The organism is Roseovarius gaetbuli (assembly GCF_900172365.1).
Classification (GTDB): Bacteria; Pseudomonadota; Alphaproteobacteria; order Rhodobacterales; family Rhodobacteraceae; genus Roseovarius; species Roseovarius gaetbuli.
This window is the reverse complement of sequence record NZ_FWFJ01000003.1, coordinates 95036-110858: the sequence shown is the minus strand read 5'-3', so window position 1 is coordinate 110858 and position 15823 is coordinate 95036. Positions and strand designations below refer to the sequence as shown.

Below are 15823 nucleotides of genomic sequence, written 5' to 3'. Positions count from 1 at the left end.
TAACACTGGCCAGCCTTTTCGGCCAGATGCGCCTTTAACGCGCGTTGTCATTGCCCGGCAGCTTGCCTAAACCCTCGCCAAAGCCCGCAAACCCGAGAGCGAAATGCCCGCCAAATCCCCGATCTTTCGCGTCAAACTTGCATCGACCCCGCAGGAATTGCAGGCCGCACAACGCCTGCGCTACGAGGTGTTTGTCGAGGAATTGGGCGCCACCGGTCCGATGGTCGATCACGACGCGCGGCTTGAGGTTGATCGTTTTGACGCCTATTTCGACCACCTTCTTTTGCTGGATGATGCGCAAGGCGGGGCTGTGGTCGGGGTTTATCGACTGTTGCGCGATGATCAGGCCCGGCGCGCCGGTCAGTATTACTCCGAGGACGAATATGACCTCTCGGTTCTGCGCACCAGCGGGCGGCGGCTGATGGAGTTGGGGCGGTCCTGCCTTGCCAAACCCTATCGTGGCGGACCGGGCATGTTTCATCTTTGGAATAGCTTGGCCGCGTATGTATTTGATCATAAGGTAGAAATTCTGTTTGGTGTGGCAAGCTTTCACGGCACGGACCCCGGCAGGTTGGCGCAGCCCCTGTCGCTTTTGCATCACCGCTACCTTGCCCCACCCGAGAGTCGCGTGCGCGCCCGTCGTGAGCATTTTCAGACCATGAACCTCATTCCTGCCGATGCCCTCGATCGGCGCGCGGCGATGCTGGAGATCCCCGCCCTGATCAAGGCCTATCTCAGGATGGGTGGCCATGTCGGTGAGGGTGCGTATATTGATCATCAGTTCAACACCACGGATGTCTGTCTTGTCATGGATACAGAGCGCTTGAACGATCAAAAGAAATCCATTTATTCAAAGGGGCTTACAAGGTGAGCGTCACCTGGCGTTCAACTGAGCCACCCGCCGTCGTCCGGCTTGGCCCGGCGGGCGTTTTGCGCGCGGTTTTGCGGGGCTCGGTCCTGGTCTGCATCCTGCTCATCGGGGTCGTGCTCAGCGCCCTGTTACGGCTGATTGAGCAACCTCTCTACAAGCTGCATCGCCCCTGGACGCCCTACATTACCCAATGGGTCTGCTGGATGGCCTTTATCGTGCTCGGAATGCGCCATGAGGTTGAGGGCGCGCCGATGCCCCATGCCGGTGCTGTAGTCGCCAACCACGCGTCATGGCTGGATATTTTCGCTCTCAATGCGCGCAAGCGGGTGTATTTCGTTTCAAAATCCGAGGTCGCGACATGGCCGGGGGTCGGGTTTTTGGCGCGGATCACCGGGACCGTCTTCATCAATCGCGACCCCAGGCAGGCACGCGCCCAAACAGAGGTGTTTGAAGGGCGGCTTCTGGCTGGCCATAAGCTTCTGTTCTTCCCGGAAGGAAGCTCGACCGACGGACTGCGCGTTTTACCTTTTAAATCAACACTTTTTCAGGCGTTCTTCAGTGAAAATATCCGCCATGAAATCTTTGTTCAGCCGGTGACCGTGATCTATCACGCCCCGCAGAATCAGGACCCGCGATTTTACGCCTGGTGGGGGGATATGACCTTTGGCGCGCATGCGCTGCGGGTGTTGGCCGCAGGGCGGCAGGGGCACGTTAAGGTCATCTATCATCCGCCTCTAAAGGTTGATGATTTCAGCGACAGAAAGACATTGGCCGCGCATGTTGAAAACACGGTGCGCGCGGCCATGCCAAAGGATCGCCAGGGTCGGTAACTAGGCCATTGCCGCGACAAGAGTGGCAAGCGCCGCGACCGGATCATCCTGCTGCCAGATTTCATCCCCGAAGGCGAAAAAATCGGTCATCGGGGCAAGCTGTGCCACGAGGGCTGCGTCAAGCGCGCCTTCGGCCACGACCGGCAGTTCGATCATCTTCGACCACCAGTCAAAAAGCTCTTCCTCGACCTGGCTGCCATCGCCAAGCGCCGAGGCGCCGACCGGGCCGAAGCTGATGTAATCCGCGCCCGCTTCGCCGGCACTGATCCCGTCATGCCGCGAGGTGCCGCAAAAGCTTCCGATGATCGCATCATCGCCAAGTTCCTTGCGCGCAAACCGCACCGTGCGTGCGCCATCAAGCAGGTGAACCCCGTCAAGCCCAAGCCGCTCCACCATCAGAACATGCGTGTCGATCACCAGTGCGATGTCGCGCTCATGGGTCACCTCGCGACAGGCATCGGCGGCGCGCGCGATGCGGTCTTCGTCGCGGCTCGCCAGGGCAAGGCGGACGCAAGCCACGTCTTGCGAATCCAGGACCCGCGCGAGGGCCTCGGGAAAGCGGCTAAGCTCAAACTCGGGTGGGGTGATCAGATAGATCTGCGGCTGCTCGGTTTCGGGCATGTCTGGGCTCCTCAAATTTCCGCCCGTATAACCCGGAAAAATCGCTTTGGCTATCACTGGCATCGGCTTTCACCATTCCATAAATACTCAATGACCCGCGATGCCGCGCGCGCCGTGTTTTGCCGAAGAAACCAGCGGCTTGCCCCCCTAGCATGTGTCGGTCGGTGGGTCTATCTTATGCCAAACGGGTGTAAAGGGGCGGGTGTTTGGTTATTTCACAGCTGGCCGAGGGGCTGACGCGCGGTGTCGAAGGACTTGGCGACCGGGTGTCGGGCGCGCTGTTCGAGCCGGTGGTGCGCCTTGGCGTCACCGGGCTTGCGCGCGCGGGCAAGACGGTGTTCATCACCTCGCTTGTCGCCAACCTGATGGATCGCGGGCGGATGCCGGGGCTTTTCGCGGCCTCCGAGGGGCGCATCGCGGCCGCTTTCCTTCAGCCACAGCCCGATGACACCCTGCCGCGCTTTGATTTCGAGCATCACCTCGCGGCCCTCACCGCGCCCGAGCCGCATTGGCCCGAAAGCACGCGCGCAGTATCCGAGTTGCGCCTTTCGTTGCGCGTACGCCCGACCGGCCTTTTGGCGGGGGTGACAGGGCCGCGCACGGTGCATCTCGATATCGTCGATTATCCCGGTGAGTGGCTGCTTGATCTGGCGCTGATGGATAAATCCTACGAGGTCTGGTCGGCCGAGGTTCTGGCGCGGATCGAAAAGCGCCCCGAGGCGGGCGCTTATCTTGCGGCGCTTGGCGGGGTGGATCCTGCCGCGCCCCTGCAGGAACCCGTGGCGCAGGGGCTGGCGCAGGGCTTTACCGCCTATCTGCACGCCGCGCGCGATGCCGGGTTTTACGACTGCACGCCGGGGCGTTTCTTGCTGCCCGGCGATTTGGCCGGCTCGCCAGTGGTGACCTTCGCGCCTTTGCCCGAGGGGCCTGCGGGCCCGCGCAAAAGCCTGCGCGCCGAGATGGCGCGCCGCTACGAGGCCTATAAGCGCGACGTCGTGCGCCCGTTTTTCCGCGATCACTTTTCGCGGATCGACCGGCAGGTGGTGCTTGTTGATGCGCTCGATGCGATCCACAAGGGCCCGCAGGCCGTCGAGGACATGCGCCGCGCCATGGCCGATATCCTGGGTACTTTTCGCCCCGGCAAAAACGCCTTTCTGACCCGGCTTTTGATCGGCAAACGGGTCGAGAAGATCCTGTTTGCGGCAACCAAGGCCGATCATCTGCATCACAATCAGCACCCGCAACTGACCGCGATCATGGCCGCGCTGATGCGCGAGGCCCGCGACCGGGCCGATTTTGCCGGGGCCGAGACCGAGGCCATGGCGATTGCGGCCCTGCGCGCCACAATCGAGGAACAGCTAAAGCACGAGGGGCGCGATCTTGATTGTGTGCGCGGCAGGCTTTTGGACAGCGGCAAACAGGCGGTGCTATATCCCGGTGCCTTGCCGGATGATCCCGGCGTGCTTTTGTCGGCCTCGCGCTCTGGCGCCACAGGCTGGCTTGACGGCGAATACAACGTGATGCGGTTTGCGCCCGCGCGCCTCAACTTGCGACCGGGCGAGGGGCCGCCGCACATCCGGCTTGACCGCGCCGCAGAGTTTCTGATCGGCGACAGGTTATGACGTTTGCTGCTCTGGCATCGGCGCCAAGCCCGGCGCGGCTCTGGCATCTGCCGCATCTTGCGGTGATCCTGTGGCGCTTTACCCGCGAGACACCCTGGTTGCCGCAGGTGCGCACGCGCCGCGAAGACCTTAGAACATTTTTCAGGGTGATCCGCTGGGGCTGGGTACGGGTGCTCAAGGATGGCGATGGCGTGGTCGGCTTTATCGTGCGCGACGGCCGCCGCATCCATGCGCTTTATGTCCATCCGGATCAGCGCGGCAAGGGCATAGGCCGCGCACTTTTGGCCGAGGCCAAGGCCGAAGTTGAGGCGCTCGATTTGTGGGTCCTTGAGGCCAACACCAAGGCTCAGGCGTTTTACGGCGCCAACGGGTTTATCGAATGCGGGCGCAGTCCGGGCTATGGCAATGACGAAAACCTGCCTGATATCCTGATGGTCTGGACGTCCGAAGAGGGGGCAGCCGAATGAGCAATGGAAAATCAACCGGCCCGGTGCTGATCGAGCTGGACGAGAGTGCAGAAGCGCCCGGCCCGGACCGCGCGCCCCCGGTGCCCGAGATCGAGGCGCCCCTGCCGCAGGGGCGCGCGATGCAGGCGGCGATCACCGGCACCGCGCGCGCACCGTCGCGCTTGGGTCGCGCCTTCTGGGCGCTTGCGCTTGGCCTTATCGGGGCGGTCGTGTCGGTCGCGGCCTGGGATTTTGCCTTTGGCCTGATCGCGCGCGCGCCGCTGCTTGGCTACGCCGTGGTGGCAATGGGCGTGGGGCTTTTGATCGTTGCGCTTATGCTTGGTCTGCGCGAGATGGCCGGTTTTGCGCGGTTGGGTCGGCTCGATGCCCTTAATCGCGCGGCGGTGGCCGCACTTGCGGGCGGCGATCTGGGGCAGGCGCGGGATGTCGTGGCCCGGATGCAGGCGCTTTACAGCACACGAGACGAGGCCCGCTGGGGCCTTGAACGGCTCAAGGAGCGCGCCCCCGAACAGTTTGACGCCGAGGCTTTGATCGGACTGGCCGAGGCAGAGCTTTTGACGCCACTGGATGCGCTCGCCCTGCGCGAGGTCGAAAGTGCGGCGCGGCTAGTGGCGACGGTGACGGCGCTCGTGCCGCTCGCCCTTGCCGATGTGGTCGGCGCGCTTGTGGCCAATCTGCGGATGATCCGGCGGGTGGCCGAAATCTATGGCGGGCGTGCCGGGGTTCTGGGAAGCTGGCGGCTGGCGCGTGCGGTCATGTCCCATCTGGTGGCCACCGGCGCGGTGGCGGTGGGCGATGACCTGATCAGCAGCGTCGCAGGCGGCGGCCTTGTCTCAAAGCTCTCGCGCCGTTTCGGCGAGGGCGTGGTCAATGGCGCGCTGACCGCGCGGGTCGGGGTTGCCACCATCGAGGTCTGTCGCCCCCTGCCGTTTGTGCGCAGGCGTCGGCCTTCGGTGACGGGGCTTGTCAAACGGGCGTTGACCGGGCTTTTTGGGCAAGGCTAGGGTGCCGCGCGCCACTGAAAGGAGAGGCTTATGGATGCCGCTTTGATACTTTTGGCTCTTGCCGGGCTTGGCCTGTTGTTTGGCGCGGTGCCCTATCTTTTGGTCTCGCATGCCCGGCTCAAGGCGCAGATCAGCGCGCTTGAGGCCCAGCTTGGCGCGGGTGCAGAGCCCCTGCCAGCCGCTGTCGCCGATACCGAGAGAGTCTCCAAGGACACCGGCCCATGGGACCGCGACGAAGAACCGGTGCCGACACCGGCCTCGACACCGGCCTCAACACCGGCCTCAACACCGGCCCCGCGCCCCGTGCCGGACAAGGTCGGCCCTCCCCGTGCCTTTGTGCTCCGGCGCGACAAACTGGCCGCGCTTTTTGGCTGGATGCGCGACAACTGGGCGCTGGCCGTGGCCGGTGTCTCGCTGGCCCTGGCCGGGGTGTTCATGGTGCAATACGGCGTCGAAAAGGGCCTTTTGACACCGTTCTGGCGGGTCGTGGGGGCCTTGGCGCTTGGCGCCGCCCTGATCGCGGGGGGCGAGGTGATCCGCCGTCGCCACGACGATGAGGGCGGCGCGACCGCAGGCCTCCCCTCGGTTCTATCGGGCGCAGGGGTAATCACGCTGTTTGCCGCCGTCTTGGCGGCGCGTGCGCTTTATGGCCTGATTGACCCTGACATGACGCTTGCCGCATTGGTGGGCGTCGCGGTGGTGGCGATCGTTCTCGGCTGGTTCTACGGCCCGGTTCTCTCGGCGCTTGGGCTGATCGGGGCAGGCGCCGCGCCGTTTCTTGTAGGCGGCTCATCTGATACGCCATGGCTGTTTTATTACTACTACGCCGTCTTGGCCTTTGTCGGCTTGGCCGTCGATGCGCTGCGCCGATGGGCGTGGATTTCGGTGCTGGCGCTTGCGGTGGCGGTGAGCGGGGCCAACCTTCTCTACCTCGGGGATGCCGGCGCGCTGCATTTCCTGGTGTTCTGGGCGCTGAGCACGCTGTTTGCCGTGCTTGTACCGGAGCGCCGCCTGACGCCGCTGCAGGCGGGCAACTCGATCAGCCGACGGATATTGGCAGGCGGCGACTTTCCGGATTTCCCGGCGCGGCTGGCGCTTGTGATGGTCGCCCTCAGCAGCCTGGCCGCCGTCATTGTCGCGCTGGATGCGGGCGACGTGGTGACGATCTGGCTGTCGCTCGGGCTTTTGGGATTGATGATCGCGGCGCTTGTGCTTGGCACGACGCGCGCGCGCGCGCTTGAGGATTTGCCGCTGCTTCCGGCACTTGCCGGACTGGTGTTCGTCGTGCTGGAGGGGCTGGATCGCGGCCCGCTTTGGGCGATGTTCCGCGCCGGTGCCGCGCGTTTGCCGGAAACGCCCGCGCCGCTTGCGGCCAGTATTCTGATGGCGGGCGGGGCGGTGACCTCCTGGCTGTTCGCGCTTCGGATGCGGTGGGCGCAGGGCGCCGTGCAGTCTATCCTCTGGGCGCTCGGCGCGGCGGTGGCCGGGCCGTCGATGGCCTTGATCCTGGAGCTGTGGTGGCAGCCGGGCGATGTGATCGGTCTCTACCCTTGGGCGCTGCATGTCATTGCGATGGCGGGGCTGATGGTCTGGTTTGCCATGCGGTCCGCCGGACAAGAGGCGCGGTTGCAGGCGGCATTGTTCGCAGGCAGCGCCATCGTGCTGATCTCGCTGGCGCTTTTCGTGATGCTGAGCGCGGCGGCCCTGACGCTGGCTCTTGGCGTGATGGTGCTGCTGACAGCGCTGATTGACCGGCGCTTTGACCTGCCGCTTCTGGGCGCTATTGCCCAGCTTGGCGTGGCCGTGATCGGCTATCGCCTTGTGCTTGATCCGGGCGTCATTTGGGCGGTCAAAAGCGCCGGATTGGGCGATGTGATCCTGTCGCATGCCGGGCCTCTGATGCTTTTGACCGCCGCTTGGGTGGTGATGGCGCCGCGCGCGCAGGGCGCCACGCGGGTTGTCATCGAAAGCGCGATCTGGGGCATTGCTGCTATTTTCGCCAGTGTCCTCTTGCAACGCTGGCTTGGCGAGGTTGGCGCGATGGGGCATGCCGGGCTCGGGCTGATGGCGGTGGTCTGGCTTGTGGCGGCCATGGTCCAGCTTTACCGCCTTCAGGTGGGGGGGCGCGTCATGCGCGCGCTGCGCATCACCTTGGCGGTCGTCATGGACGCGATTGCCGCAGTCCTGCTTGGGGCACAGGCGGTGATCACCAACCCGCTGGTGCCGTTCATGTGGCGCAAGGAACTGGTCACCGGCCCGATAATTTTCGACAGTCTTGCGGCGGCCTATCTGCCGGTTGCCATGGTCTTTGCCGTGGCGGCGTGGAAGCTTGGGAATCTGCCGCGCGCCCTGAGCCGGGCCTTTGTGGTGCTCGCCTCGGGCTATGGCGCCTGGTACGGCGCGCTGGAAATCCGGCGGCTCTGGCGGGGGCGCGACCTCTCGGTGCCGGGCGTCAGCGACGGCGAATTATATAGCTATACTCTTGCCTTGATCGCGGTCTCGGGTGTGCTTTTGCTGCTGGCGCTTTTGCGCCGTTCCGAGACCCTGCGCCGTTTGGCGATGGCCGGTGTGGCGCTGACCGTGGCCAAGGTGTTCTTGGTCGATATGTCGGGCCTCGCGGGCCTCGTGCGGGTGGCGTCCTTCCTGGGGCTGGGCCTGAGCCTTGCCGGTCTGGCCTGGCTCAACCAACGCATCGCGCGCCACATGGCCAAGCCGCAAGGCTAGCGCAGCTTGGGGATGCCGCCGGGCAGGGAGGAGCGATCGACCACGCCCGCGCGCAATGACCGCCCGATGCGATGCGCAAGCGCGGACCAGGCCGCCGCCTGCTGCGGGCTCAACTCGCGTTCAAGCGTGCGGTCAAACAGCGCCAGCCAGGTGGAGAACATCCCCGGCTGAACGTTGCGCGCCTTGAAATGCGCCTCCATCGGGCTTCCGTCATAGACCCGCTCGTGCAGGATCGCATTGGCCCAGAAATCCGCGACTTTCGCCTCATGAGCGGGCCAGTCGGTGACATGGGCGGCAAACACCGGCCCAAGGCCGGGATGCTCGCGCGCGGCGGCATAAAAGGCGGCGACGACCCGCTCGATCTCGGGGCGGGTGATGGGAAACTTTGGGGGCAGGGCGTTTGTCATATCTCTGACATGCTTCAACGTAGCAGGGCTTTCAAGCCCCACACGTCGCGCGCTGCAAACTATGTTAGGCAAAGCGGTCCTTGTTCGTTGCTCATGTTCTCCATTGGGTTGCACGAGGTAAATGTTTTCTAAGGTGAGCCAAACATGCCGAACACCGCCGCCAAGCGCGTTATCGAAGCTTATTTGTCCCGTGAGGCACTGGGTTCCGCCCTTCTGGTCGATGCGCCTTGGGGCAGTGGCAAAACGCATGTCATAAAACAGCTCACCAATTGCGAAGCAGACCCGACGCGCCTTTATGTCACGCTTTATGACGTGCACAGCCCGGAGGCGTTTGATTGGGCGTTGGTGCGTGCCATGAACCCGTGGTCGGAGGGAGCGGCCGCTTCGTGGGGAAAGCGCGCCAAAGAGTTGGCAAGTGGCATGAAGGTCTTTGGTGTTCAGGTAGATATGACCAAAGTCAACTTGACCGAAGTCGCATTGCGTGCGCTTCCCGATACCCTGATATTTGATGATATAGAGCGCTGTAGCCTAAGCCATGCGCAGCTTTCCGGCCTGATCAATCGCTTTGTAGAGCACCAGAACAAACGTGTGATCCTGATCGCGAATACGGAAAAGCATCGCGACAAGGATGCGTTTGATGCGGCGCGAGAGAAACTGATCGGGCAGACGATTGCTCTGCACCCCGAACTTGACGCGGCGATGACGGCAGTTTGGGGGCGTATTCCGGCGGGGCAGGGGCGCGCGGCACTGCAAGCGCGGCAAAAGGTAGTTGCCAAAACGTTTCACGATGCCGGTCACAACAATCTGCGCCTTTTGCTGCGCGCGATGCGCGATGCGGCGGTTATGCTGGACGCGCTTGAACCCGAGATGCTGGAATTCGATCAAGCCGTTGATCATTTGATCGCGACGTTCCTTGCCTTGCACATGGCCTATCACGGTGGACGGTTGAGCAAACAGGATATGCTTGATCGAGCGCGTTTTAGCAAAAGCGTTATTGCCAAGGTCAGTAATCAAGACGCCCCTCCACCTGATGCGCTGGAATTGGTGCAGAAGGATCATCCAAGCTGCAATATAGAAGCCGGGTATAGTGACATTTTGCCGGTTCAACTGGGATATGGTTTGATTGTGGAAGGATATGCGTCAACCTCAGATATTGGGGATGGCTTGAGTTCGACGCATCAGTTTTCGAAGCCCAGTCAACAACCCGATTGGGTTCGGCTACGGAACTGGTATAGCGAACCGCTTGCCGATCTGGAAATGATCATTGTCCGCATCAAACAAAGGCAAGCCAGTTTCGACATCACTGAACCCGGCGAAATTCTGCAAATTCACGCGACTGAAAGTTTCATACAGCAGTTTCAAGAGGTCGCGGACCCCAAAGCACACGCGCGGAAAACATATGACTACATCTGCGCCCTTGCCAAAGACGGAAAAATCCGGACGTCTGTTCCGTCGAGTGATGACATGGTCAAATATGGCTTTGGTTGGGAATTGGGCAGAATTTATTACGGTGGCTATGCATTTGAACCAAGTCGACGAGACAAGGTTTTGGCGCGCCGCCTGATGGCAGAAATGGACAAAGCTTTTGACCGAAGCCTGCCAAGCCTCTGCGACCGGCTTTTGCAGGAAATGCGCGATGCGCCTGACACGTTTCTTGAACGTTTCGAGTATACTGCAAGGGGTGAGAACTTTTCCCAGGCTTCGGTCTTGCATCACTTGCCTGTTGATAAATGCGCCAAGATTTTGATTGGTCACCATGATGAAAACCGCGATGTTGCGCGGATGATCGCAAGTGTCTTTGCTAAACGTCGGGTGTCGCATCACAGCGAACTTTCGGATGAGCATGTTTGGTTTGACCAATTGGAGACTGCTTTGATTGATCTCGCCAAAGAGACGTCAGAGTTGTTCGCGGCACAGATAAGGCTTTTCATCCGCAGGGATTTGACAGCGCCCTGAACCTACTGGACGCCGTATGGGCAGGCGCCTATAAGGCGGCCATGATGACACGCACCGCGATCATTATTCGAATTACATGCCCGGCGCTCTGATTAGATCGAGCCGCCGGGACAAGGCGTATGACCAAGCGCGCCGCCCCTCATCCAGATTGATGCAAGACCAGTGATAAAGGACGCCCGCAATGTGCGCCGACACCACCCAAACGCCCGACTATAAAACCACGCTGAACCTGCCCGAAACCGATTTCCCGATGCGCGCGGGCCTGCCCAAACGCGAGCCGGAATGGCTTGATCGTTGGGCCAGGATGGGCGTCTATGACCGCCTGCGCGACAAGGCGGAGGGGCGCAAGCCCTTTACCCTGCACGATGGCCCGCCCTACGCCAACGGCCATTTGCATATCGGTCACGCGCTCAACAAGATTCTCAAGGATATGGTGGTGCGCTCCCAACAGATGATGGGGCGCGACGCGCGCTATATCCCCGGCTGGGATTGTCACGGCCTTCCGATTGAGTGGAAGATCGAAGAGCAATACCGCGCCAAGGGCAAAGACAAGGACGAGGTCGATATCGTCGATTTCCGTCAGGAATGCCGCAAGTTTGCCGAAGGCTGGATTGACATCCAGCGCGACGAATTTAAGCGCCTTGGCATCACCGGCACCTGGGATAAGCCCTATCTCACCATGGATTTCCGTGCCGAGCGTATCATCGCCGAGGAATTCCAGAAATTCCTGATGACTGGCGTGCTTTATCAGGGGTCGAAACCCGTGATGTGGTCGCCGATCGAACAGACCGCCCTGGCCGAGGCCGAGGTCGAATATCACGACAAGGAAAGCTTTACGATCTGGGTGAAGTTCAAGGTTGTCGATCCGATCGCTGGTGACGGTGCGAAACTTAAGAATCGTGATTTGTTTGGCGCCTACGTCGTGATCTGGACCACCACCCCATGGACCATGCCGAGCAACAAGGCCGTGGTGTACGGCGAAAACTTTGCCTATGGCCTTTACGAAGTCACCTCGACGCCTGATGAAAGCTGGGCCAATGTCGGCGACCGCTTCATTCTGGCCGACAAGCTGGCCGGGGATGTGATGGTGCGTGCCCGTCTTGAGGATGGCATGTACACCCGTCTCCGCGATGTCAGCGCCGAAGAACTATCGGGCCTCTCGCTGCAACACCCGCTGGCGGGCGTTGAGGGCGGAAATGGCGAATGGGACGACCTGCGCGATTTCCGCGCCGCCGATTTCGTCACCGACGAGGAAGGCACCGGGTTCGTCCATTGCGCGCCGTCCCACGGGATGGAGGAATTCGAGCTTTACCGCGATCTTGGCATGCTCGAACAGGTGATCACCTATAACGTCATGGAAGATGGTCGGTTCCGCGACGATCTGCCTCTGTTCGGCGGCAAGGCGATCCTCAAGCCGAACGGCAAAGAGGGCGATGCCAACAAGGCCGTGATCGACAAGCTGGCCGAGGTCGGCGGCTTGCTGGCGCGTGGCAAGATCAAGCACAGCTATCCGCACTCCTGGCGCTCGAAAGCGCCGGTGATCTATCGCAACACGCCGCAATGGTTTGCCGCCGTGGATCGCCCCGTTGGCGACGGGCAGGATGAATACGGCACCACAATCCGCGAACGCGCGCTCAATTCCATCGACAAGCTGGTGACCTGGACGCCGAAAACCGGGCGCAACCGGCTTTATTCGATGATCGAGGCGCGGCCCGACTGGGTTCTGAGCCGTCAACGCGCCTGGGGCGTGCCGCTTACCTGTTTTGTCAAAAAGGGCGCGTTGCCCACCGATCCGGACTTCCTGTTGCGCGACGAGGCCGTGAATGCGCGCATCCTTGCGGCCTTCGAGGCCGAAGGCGCGGATGCCTGGTATAAGCCCGGTGCCAAGGAACGCTTCCTTGACAATGACCATGACGCGGATCAGTGGGACAAGGTCGATGACATCCTTGACGTCTGGTTTGATTCCGGCTCGACCCACGCCTTTGTTCTGCGCGACCGCGAGGATGGTTCCGAGGACGGCATGGCCGATCTTTACCTTGAGGGCACCGATCAGCATCGCGGCTGGTTTCATTCCTCGATGCTTCAGGCCTGCGGCACCATTGGTCACGCGCCCTATCGCGGGGTGCTGACGCACGGGTTTACGCTAGACGAGAAGGGCAACAAGATGTCCAAATCCGTCGGCAATACCGTCGCGCCCGAGGATGTGACCAAGCAATATGGCGCCGATATCCTGCGCCTCTGGGTGGCACAGGCCGATTACACCGCCGATTTGCGGATCGGGCCCGAGATCCTCAAAGGCGTCGCCGACAGCTATCGCCGTTTGCGCAACACGATGCGCTTCATGCTGGGCGCCCTGGCGCATTTCTCCGAAGATGACCGGGTTGAGCCTGCCGATATGCCCGAGTTGGAGCGTTGGGTGCTGCACCGTCTGGCAGAGCTTGATCGGGAGGTGAAGAGTGGCTATCAAGCCTATGATTTCCAAGGTGTTTTCCAGAAAATCTTTAACTTCGCCACACTCGAGCTGAGCGCCTTCTACTTCGATATCCGTAAGGATGCCTTGTATTGCGATGGCGATACTGCGCGCCGCCGCGCCGCGCATACCGTGCTTGATCTGCTGTTCCATCGGCTGACCACATGGCTCGCGCCGGTGCTTGTCTTCACCATGGAAGAAGTCTGGCTCGAACGCTTCCCCGGCGAGGACAGCTCGGTGCATCTGACCGATATCCCCGACACGCCCGCCGCATGGCTCGACGACGACCTGGCCGCGAAATGGGCCCAGGTGCGCGCCGCGCGCCGCGTGGTTACCGCCGCGCTTGAGGTGCAGCGCACCGACAAGGTAATCGGCGCCAGCCTTGAGGCCGCCCCGGTGGTCCACGTCCGCGAGGCGGATATGCTCGCGGCGCTGAAGTCGGTCAGTTTTGAGGATATCTGCATCACCTCCGACATCCAGCTCACCGGCGATCCGGCCCCGTCCGAGGCGTTTCGCCTTCCCGAGGTGGAAGGCGTCACCGTGGTGTTCGAACGTGCAGAGGGCGAAAAGTGCCAGCGCTGCTGGAAAATCCTGCCTGATGTGGGCACCCACGCCCATGCCGGAACCTGCAAGCGTTGTAACGACGCGCTCGGCTAACCACAGGCCGCGCGCCACCGGAGGCTGCGGCATTTGGATATTTTGAGCCAGAAGACGTCAGGGCGATGCGCTTGATCTTCTTCTTGCTTGAAATATCCCCGCCGGAGGCTCCCACCGGCGCGGCAGGCGCGGCGGTGGGCGTTTAGCGGCGCTCTTCCATCTTGGCGCGGTCCCAGAGCGCGTCCATTTCCGCAAGGTCGGATTGCGCCGGGGTTTTGCCTTGCTCGGCCAGAAGCGCCTCGATCCGGCCAAAGCGGCGGGTGAATTTGGCACTTGCGCCGCGCAGGGCAGCCTCGGGGCAGAGGTTCATGTGGCGCGCCAGATTGGCCATTACAAAGAGCAAGTCGCCGAATTCTTCCTCGATCTTGTCTTGCGGCAGCTCGGCGGCGGCCTCTTGCAATTCGCCGACCTCTTCGGTGATCTTGTCGAGCACCTGGGCGACCTCTGGCCAGTCAAAGCCCACCCGCGCGGCGCGTTTTTGCAGCTTTACGGCGCGCAAAAGCGCTGGCAGGCCTTGGGCCACGCCGTCAAGCGTGCCGGCCTGGGCCTGCGCTGCGCGCTCAGCCGCCTTGATCGTCTCCCAGTCGCGGGTCTGTTGCTCGGCGGATTTGTCGCGCGATTCTTCGCCAAACACATGGGGGTGGCGCGCGACCATCTTGTCGGAAATCGCGTTGGCCACGTCATGGACATCAAACAGCCCCTTATCCTCGGCGATTTGCGCGTGAAAAATCACCTGAAGCAGCAAATCGCCCAGCTCGCCGCGCAATTCTCCCCATTCCTCGCGCTCGATCGCATCGGCGACCTCATAGGCCTCTTCGATCGTGTAGGGCGCGATGCTGGCGAAATCCTGTTCGATATCCCAGGGACAGCCCGATGCGGGATCGCGCAGCGCGCGCATGATGGCGATCAGCCGGGGCAGCCCGCCTTGGGCATCGTGAATGAGGGTGTCATCTGCCATTGCGGTACTCTCGTCTTTGGGGTTGAGTGGACCCTGACGCGTGAGCAAAAGGATGTCCAGAGATGGCCGTGATCAACCGCATTGCCGGTTTCGCCGATGAGTTGACTGCATGGCGCAGGCATTTGCATGAAACCCCGGAATTGGGCTTTGATTGCCATGAAACCGCGCGCTTTGTGGTCGAGCGGCTGCGCGAGTTTGGCATCACCCAGATCGAAGAGGGCATCGCCACGAGCGGAGTGGTGGCGGTGATCGAGGGCATGGGCGAGGGGCCCTGCATCGGCTTGCGCGCAGACATGGATGCGCTGCCGATCCTTGAGACAACCGGCGCCGCGTGGGCCTCGAAACGGGCGGGCAAGATGCATGCCTGTGGCCATGACGGGCACACCACGATGTTGCTTGGGGCAGCAAAATACCTTGCCGAGACCCGCAATTTTGCGGGCCGCGTCGCGCTTATCTTTCAGCCCGCAGAAGAGGGGCCGGGCGGCGGGCAGGTGATGGTCGACGAGGGCATCATGGACCGCTTTGCCATTGATCAGGTCTATGCGTTGCATACCCTTCCCGGCGTACCTGCGGGCACGTTTGAAACCACGCCCGGGCCGATCATGGCGGCGGTTGACACGCTTCATATCGAGGTCATCGGCGAGGGCGGCCATGCCGCCATGCCGCATGAAACCCGTGATCCGGTGGTCGCCGCCGTGGGCATCGTGCAGGCGATTCAGACCATCGTAAGCCGCAACCGCAATCCGCTGGACGATCTGGTGATCTCGGTCACCCAGATCCACACCGGAAGCGTCGATAACGTGATCCCCGAGACCGCCTATATCAACGCCACGATCCGCACCTTTACGGCGGACGTACAGCTGATGGTGCATCGCCGTCTGCGCGAGGTGGCCGAGGGACAGGCGGCCTCTTACGGGGTGCGCGCCGAGGTGCGGATCGAGCTTGGCTATCCCGCGACCTACAATGACGCCGCCAAGACCCGCTTTGCGGCAGAGGTGGCGCGCGAGGTTGTCGGCGACGGCGCCGTGATCGAGGATCGCCCGCGCGAAATGGGGGCCGAGGATTTTTCTTATATGCTTGAGGCACGCCCCGGCGCTTATCTGTTTCTCGGGCAGGGTGCGGGCCCCGGTCTGCATCACCCCGGATTTGATTTCAACGATGCGGTTGCCCCGGTGGGGGCCTCGTTTTTCGCGCGCCTTGTCGAGCGTGCACAGCCGCTGGCAAAGACCGAATAAA

12 protein-coding genes are annotated in these 15823 nt (G+C 62.2%); 9 read left to right on the top strand and 3 right to left on the bottom strand.

Annotated elements, in window-relative coordinates:
• The first annotated feature begins 103 nt into the window (after positions 1 to 103).
• Both olsB and olsA read left to right on the top strand, forming a co-directional pair.
• Entirely contained in the window at positions 104 to 871 is a 768-nt protein-coding gene (gene olsB / locus ROG8370_RS02705) for an L-ornithine N(alpha)-acyltransferase (protein ID WP_085825541.1), read from the top strand.
• Positions 868 to 1701, top strand: coding sequence for a lyso-ornithine lipid O-acyltransferase (gene olsA, locus ROG8370_RS02700; RefSeq protein ID WP_085825540.1), 834 nt, complete (start codon positions 868 to 870; stop codon positions 1699 to 1701). The genes olsB and olsA overlap by 4 nt, the downstream gene beginning before the upstream one ends.
• Here olsA and ROG8370_RS02695 read toward each other — a convergent pair whose 3' ends face one another.
• Complete coding sequence (locus ROG8370_RS02695; protein WP_085825539.1) at positions 1702 to 2322, bottom strand: thiamine phosphate synthase; 621 nt, start codon at positions 2320 to 2322, stop codon at positions 1702 to 1704. It lies immediately after the preceding gene.
• Positions 2323 to 2528: 206 nt separating this feature from the next.
• Between ROG8370_RS02695 and ROG8370_RS02690 the strand changes: the two genes are divergently transcribed.
• From ROG8370_RS02690 to ROG8370_RS02675, 4 genes are read left to right on the top strand one after another with little or no spacing between them, the layout of a single operon-like run.
• Entirely contained in the window at positions 2529 to 3944 is a 1416-nt protein-coding gene (locus ROG8370_RS02690) for a YcjX family GTP-binding protein (RefSeq protein ID WP_085825538.1), read from the top strand.
• Positions 3941 to 4411, top strand: a complete 471-nt coding sequence (locus ROG8370_RS02685) for a GNAT family N-acetyltransferase (protein WP_085825537.1) — start codon at positions 3941 to 3943, stop codon at positions 4409 to 4411. Before ROG8370_RS02690 ends, ROG8370_RS02685 begins: the two co-directional genes overlap by 4 nt.
• The gene (locus tag ROG8370_RS02680) at positions 4408 to 5415 is read left to right on the top strand and encodes a YcjF family protein (protein WP_085825536.1); all 1008 of its coding nucleotides are present in this window, start codon (positions 4408 to 4410) and stop codon (positions 5413 to 5415) included. The genes ROG8370_RS02685 and ROG8370_RS02680 overlap by 4 nt, the downstream gene beginning before the upstream one ends.
• 30 nt (positions 5416 to 5445) lie before the next feature.
• Positions 5446 to 8139 (top strand): DUF2339 domain-containing protein, encoded by a 2694-nt coding sequence (locus ROG8370_RS02675; protein ID WP_085825535.1) that lies wholly within the window; start codon positions 5446 to 5448, stop codon positions 8137 to 8139.
• On the opposite strand, the gene ROG8370_RS02670 is transcribed toward ROG8370_RS02675, so the two are convergent.
• Positions 8136 to 8546 carry a group III truncated hemoglobin gene (locus ROG8370_RS02670; RefSeq protein WP_085825534.1) on the bottom strand — a complete coding sequence of 137 codons (411 nt, stop codon included), beginning with the start codon at positions 8544 to 8546 and terminating at the stop codon, positions 8136 to 8138. The genes ROG8370_RS02675 and ROG8370_RS02670 overlap by 4 nt on opposite strands.
• A 144-nt stretch (positions 8547 to 8690) precedes the next feature.
• On the opposite strand from ROG8370_RS02670, the gene ROG8370_RS02665 reads away from it, so the two are divergent.
• On the top strand, positions 8691 to 10502 hold the full coding sequence (locus ROG8370_RS02665; RefSeq protein ID WP_085825533.1) for a P-loop NTPase fold protein: 1812 nt from the start codon (positions 8691 to 8693) through the stop codon (positions 10500 to 10502).
• A 181-nt stretch (positions 10503 to 10683) separates the two neighbouring features.
• The gene (ileS, locus tag ROG8370_RS02660; protein WP_085825532.1) at positions 10684 to 13629 is read left to right on the top strand and encodes an isoleucine--tRNA ligase; all 2946 of its coding nucleotides are present in this window, start codon (positions 10684 to 10686) and stop codon (positions 13627 to 13629) included.
• A 142-nt stretch (positions 13630 to 13771) separates the two neighbouring features.
• On the opposite strand, the gene mazG is transcribed toward ileS, so the two are convergent.
• Positions 13772 to 14587 carry a nucleoside triphosphate pyrophosphohydrolase gene (mazG, locus tag ROG8370_RS02655; RefSeq protein WP_085825531.1) on the bottom strand — a complete coding sequence of 272 codons (816 nt, stop codon included), beginning with the start codon at positions 14585 to 14587 and terminating at the stop codon, positions 13772 to 13774.
• A 62-nt stretch (positions 14588 to 14649) separates the two neighbouring features.
• Here mazG and ROG8370_RS02650 point away from each other — a divergent pair, with 62 nt between their 5' ends.
• Positions 14650 to 15822: a M20 aminoacylase family protein gene (locus ROG8370_RS02650; RefSeq protein ID WP_085825530.1), complete on the top strand. Its 1173-nt coding sequence runs from the start codon at positions 14650 to 14652 to the stop codon at positions 15820 to 15822.
• Position 15823: the final 1 nt, after the last annotated feature.

Bases quoted from the DNA above. Each gene is read 5' to 3' on its own strand.
- olsB (WP_085825541.1), top strand. From the start codon at position 104: ATGCCCGCCAAATCCCCGATCTTTCGCGTCAAACTTGCATCGACCCCG.
- ROG8370_RS02695 (WP_085825539.1), bottom strand. From the start codon at position 2,322: ATGCCCGAAACCGAGCAGCCGCAGATCTATCTGATCACCCCACCCGAG.
- ROG8370_RS02685 (WP_085825537.1), top strand. From the start codon at position 3,941: ATGACGTTTGCTGCTCTGGCATCGGCGCCAAGCCCGGCGCGGCTCTGG.
- ROG8370_RS02680 (WP_085825536.1), top strand. From the start codon at position 4,408: ATGAGCAATGGAAAATCAACCGGCCCGGTGCTGATCGAGCTGGACGAG.
- ROG8370_RS02675 (WP_085825535.1), top strand. From the start codon at position 5,446: ATGGATGCCGCTTTGATACTTTTGGCTCTTGCCGGGCTTGGCCTGTTG.
- ROG8370_RS02670 (WP_085825534.1), bottom strand. From the start codon at position 8,546: ATGACAAACGCCCTGCCCCCAAAGTTTCCCATCACCCGCCCCGAGATC.
- ROG8370_RS02665 (WP_085825533.1), top strand. From the start codon at position 8,691: ATGCCGAACACCGCCGCCAAGCGCGTTATCGAAGCTTATTTGTCCCGT.
- ileS (WP_085825532.1), top strand. From the start codon at position 10,684: ATGTGCGCCGACACCACCCAAACGCCCGACTATAAAACCACGCTGAAC.
- mazG (WP_085825531.1), bottom strand. From the start codon at position 14,587: ATGGCAGATGACACCCTCATTCACGATGCCCAAGGCGGGCTGCCCCGG.
- ROG8370_RS02650 (WP_085825530.1), top strand. From the start codon at position 14,650: ATGGCCGTGATCAACCGCATTGCCGGTTTCGCCGATGAGTTGACTGCA.